Below are 4,139 nucleotides of genomic sequence, written 5' to 3'. Positions count from 1 at the left end.
GGGCATCGTTGAGGCCATGGCGGCCGGCTACATTTCATCGGACTACAAGGATGCCGTGGCATTCTCCATGATCCTGCTGGTGCTGTTCTTCATGCCCCGCGGATTGTTCGGTGCCAAGGTAGTGGAGCGCGTCTGATGTTGAACACGTTTATGCAGTCGCGTCTCCGGGGGCTGATTGTTCTCGCCCTGATTCTCATCATTCTTCCCGCTTTTCTCGGCAACCCGTTCCATTATGAGCTGGTTACCCAGATGGCGATCATTGCTGCCACGGTGGTTGGCCTTAATCTCCTGGTGGGTTTTGCTGGCCAGATCAGTCTTGGCCACGCTGGCTTCTTCGGTCTTGGCGCCTACTTTACCGGCATCGCGACCGGCACCTACGGCTGGCCTTCAGTGCCCGCGTTGGTGGTCGGAGCAATTGTTGTGGGCTTTATTGCCTGGATTGTCGGGCGACCGATTCTGCGCCTGAAGGGCCACTATCTGTCCATGGCGACCCTCGCCGTTGGTTTTATTATTGCCATCATCCTGAACAACGAGCGTGCACTGACCGGCGGGCCAGACGGTATGCCGGTGCCGGCCTTCGAAATATTTGGCTGGGAGCTGAGCGCGTTTGGTCGCTATTCGCTGTTCGGTATCACGATCGAAGGCTTCCAGGCCTGGTATATCTTCGCCAGCGTGGTGCTTCTGGTAGCGGTGTGGTTTGCCCTGAACCTGATTGAATCGCCGATTGGCCGGGCGCTGCGTTCGGTTCACGGCTCGGAAGTGGCTGCCAGCGTTGTCGGTGTGAACACCGCGAAATACAAAAGCCTGGTGTTCGTGATCTCGGCGATCTACGCCAGCCTGATGGGCAGTCTTTATGCCCACTTCCAGGGCTTCATTACGCCTGCGGTAGCAAGCTTCGAATTCTCCATCCTGTTCATCACCATGGTTGTTCTGGGTGGTATGGGCTCGACCTTCGGTGTCATTCTTGGCGCCGTGGTGCTGAAGCTTTTGCCCCAGGTTCTGGCAGATTTCCAGGAGCTGGAACATGTCATGTTCGGCCTGATCCTGATGCTCACCATGATTTTTATGCCAAAAGGGCTGTTGCCCACACTGACCGCGTTTGTTTCCAAGAAAATGCGCAAGAAAGCGGGAGGTGAGGCATGACAGCACTGGTCGAAGTAAAGGGGCTGGATAAAGCCTTTGGTGGTGTCCATGCGGTGGAAGGCGTCAGCTTTTCGGTTGAAGCCGGACAGGTCTATTCTGTTATCGGCCCCAATGGTGCCGGCAAGACAACGCTGTTTAACCTGATCACAGGGCTCTATACGCCGACCAAAGGCGAGATCCTGCTGAACGGTGAGAGCACCGCCAAGCTGGAGCCCAATGAGCTGGCAGAGCGGGGCATGTGCCGCACGTTCCAGCAGATGCAGATCTGCATGAACATGACCGCCATCGAAAACGTGATGCTGGGTCGGCATCTGCAGCTCAAAAGCAGCCTGTTTACGACCCTGTTCCGTTTGCCTTCTTTGCGCCGCAACGAGGCCGCGGCCCGTAAGCGCGCCGCCGAGCTGATGGAGTATGTGGGATGCGGTGACTACCTGGATGCCGAAGCATCGGCGATGTCCTATGGTGCGCTGAAGCGCCTGGAGATTGCCCGGGCATTGGCCGCTGAACCAAAGGTAATCCTCCTGGACGAGCCCGCCGCCGGTTTGAACGCGGTTGAAACCGCTGCCCTGGAGGATCTGATCCGGAAAATTGCGGATCAGGGCACCACCGTTATGCTGGTTGAGCACGACATGAAGCTGGTTATGGGTATATCCGACCGGTTGCTGGTGCTTAACTACGGCCGTGTTCTGGCAGAGGGAACCCCTGAGGAAATCCGCCAGAACCCGGATGTTATCGCCGCCTATCTGGGTGGCTGAGCAAGGAGACATTTCACATGAGCGAGCAAAACACTGAAATGGCGCCTGCCCAGTCACGCAGTGAGCAGGCCGTACGGATTATTGTTCATGAGCACCAGGCGCTGTGGCGGATTCTGGATCTGCTGGACCAGTTGCTGAGTGATATGAACCTTAACGACCAGCGCCCGGATGAGCGGCTGCTGAAGACCATTTTTGATTACATTCAGCACTTCTCCCAGCGGGTGCATAGCACCCCCACGGACATTGAGCTGTACAAACGGCTCAGCGAGAAGTCCCCTGAGACGGCGCCTCTTCTTGAGAAGCTGGCGAAGGGCTATGTCATCGGTCATGAAAAGCTGGTGGAGTTGCGCCAGTTGTTGGCGGAGTGCGAAAAAGGCTGGCCGGAAGGTCGCGAAGAGTTCAGCCATGCTCTGGCCCGTTTCACGGAAGCCTTGCGCAAACACATTCGCAAGGAAGAGGGCGTGGTTATTCCACGGGCCCGGAAACTGCTGACGGAAGAAGACTGGCAGCAGATTATTGAAGCCCGGGACGTGGAAAACGATCCGCTGTTCGGTGAGCGCGTCCGGGAAGAGTTCCGGGAACTGCGGCACCAGATTGTCAGCTACACCCCCGAGAAATTCGGTGGTCTTGGCCTGAAGCATGCGGACCGGGTGACGGCGCCCCATGCCAAACAGGAAATGCTGTCCATCAAGGGACTGGTAACGTCCTACGGTCAGATCGAAGTTCTGCATGATGTGGATATCCATATCAACAGCGGTGAGATCGTGTCACTGGTAGGCGCCAACGGTGCCGGCAAATCCACCCTGCTGATGACCATTTCCGGTTTGCAGCCCACTGACCGGGGTGCCATAACCTTCGAAGGCAAGGATCTTTCCAAGATCAGCGCCGATCAGCGGGTGGCTAATGGCATTGTCCAGGTGCCCGAGGGCCGGCAGGTGTTCAAGGACCTCAGTGTGCACGACAACCTGCTGTTGGGCGCCTATACCCGGGGCAAAACGCCCGAGGTAATGGACGACCTGGAACGGATGTACACCAAGTTCCCGATTCTGCGTCAGAAGCGCCATAACCTGGCAGGCGAGCTCTCCGGTGGCCAGCAGCAGATGCTGGCAATGGGCCGGGCCCTGATGGCCAAGCCCAGGCTGCTGCTTATGGACGAGCCAAGTATGGGTCTGGCCCCGTTGATCATCGAAGAGATCTTCAACATCGTCAAAGAACTGAAGGAAGAGGGCATTACCATCTTCCTGGTAGAGCAGAACGCCTCTCAGGCATTGGCACTGGCTGATCGCGGCTATGTGCTGGAGACCGGCAAGGTGGTGATTGAAGGGACCGGCCGTGAACTGCTCAGCAATGAGAAGGTTCGTGAGGCCTACCTGGGCATGTAATCGCCCGGAACTTTCCTTGCGCCAATAAAAGGGGGACAGGTCTTGCGACCTGTCCCCCTTTTATTTGCCTGACGCTTTCTCCCTGGGGTCCAAGACAGGGAGAAAGCAGGGAAGCCCGGTGTTACTCGGGCTTCTTGGCAACCAGTGTCAGGATGTCGTAGCTCGCAACCATCTCGTCGTTCTGGTTGTGAACCTGAACATCCCAGACCACAACACCCTGGGGGTGTCCGTCCGGAGATGTCCGACCCTGATCGATCTTGCGCTTGCAGGTCAGGCGCGCCCGGATTGTGTCACCCGGGGCAACCGGCTCAATGAAACGCAGGGTGTCCAGACCGTAGTTCGCCAGCACCGGACCTTCACCCGGATAGACGAACAGGCCGGCCGCAGCGGAAAGCACGAAGTAGCCGTGAGCAATGCGCTTGCCGAACTGGGAGTCCCGCGCCGCGATTTCATCGAAGTGCATATAGAAGTGATCACCGGACAGGCAACCAAAGTTGACGATGTCGGCTTCGGTGACGGTGCGTCGATGCGTCAGCAGAGACTCGTTGATCTGCAGGTCTTCGAAGTGGCGACGGAACGGATGCACGTCGGTTTCGATCAGATCAGCACCGCGTACGTACTCGCGGGTAACCGCAGCCAGCATGCTCGGAGAGCCCTGGATTGCGGTGCGCTGCAGGTAGTGGTGAACCGCACGGATACCGCCCAGTTCCTCACCACCACCGGCGCGACCGGGGCCGCCATGCTTCAGCATGGGCAGAGGAGAACCGTGGCCTGTGGATTCTTTTGCGGCTTCGGCATCCAGCAGGTGCAGGCGGCCATGGAACGCGGCCAGCAGCGGGGCGACCCTGCCAGCAATGGC

4 protein-coding genes and 1 pseudogene are annotated in these 4,139 nt (G+C 58.1%); 4 read left to right on the top strand and 1 reads right to left on the bottom strand.

Annotation, left to right across the window (positions count from 1 at the left end):
• The first annotated feature begins 135 nt into the window (after positions 1-135).
• The 4 genes and pseudogenes from B2W52_RS00480 to B2W52_RS22195 all read left to right on the top strand — a co-directional run bounded on the left by B2W52_RS00480 (position 136) and on the right by B2W52_RS22195 (position 3,280).
• Positions 136-1,143: a branched-chain amino acid ABC transporter permease gene (locus B2W52_RS00480; protein ID WP_008173786.1), complete on the top strand. Its 1,008-nt coding sequence runs from the start codon at positions 136-138 to the stop codon at positions 1,141-1,143.
• A complete protein-coding gene (locus B2W52_RS00475) occupies positions 1,140-1,898 on the top strand; it encodes an ABC transporter ATP-binding protein (RefSeq protein ID WP_008173788.1) in 759 nt (252 codons plus the stop codon). Before B2W52_RS00480 ends, B2W52_RS00475 begins: the two co-directional genes overlap by 4 nt.
• 17 nt (positions 1,899-1,915) lie before the next feature.
• Positions 1,916-2,365, top strand: a pseudogene (locus B2W52_RS22200) (hemerythrin domain-containing protein); the annotation flags it as partial.
• 210 nt (positions 2,366-2,575) lie between these two features.
• A complete protein-coding gene (locus B2W52_RS22195) occupies positions 2,576-3,280 on the top strand; it encodes an ABC transporter ATP-binding protein (RefSeq protein WP_008173790.1) in 705 nt (234 codons plus the stop codon).
• A 121-nt stretch (positions 3,281-3,401) separates the two neighbouring features.
• On the opposite strand, the gene B2W52_RS00465 is transcribed toward B2W52_RS22195, so the two are convergent.
• On the bottom strand, positions 3,402-4,139 hold a 738-nt coding region (locus B2W52_RS00465; RefSeq protein ID WP_286800970.1), incomplete at its 5' end, for a MaoC/PaaZ C-terminal domain-containing protein.

The organism is Marinobacter sp. UBA2498, assembly GCF_002341575.1.
Taxonomy (GTDB): domain Bacteria; phylum Pseudomonadota; class Gammaproteobacteria; order Pseudomonadales; family Oleiphilaceae; genus Marinobacter; species Marinobacter manganoxydans.
This window is presented reverse-complemented; position numbering and strand designations above follow the sequence as displayed.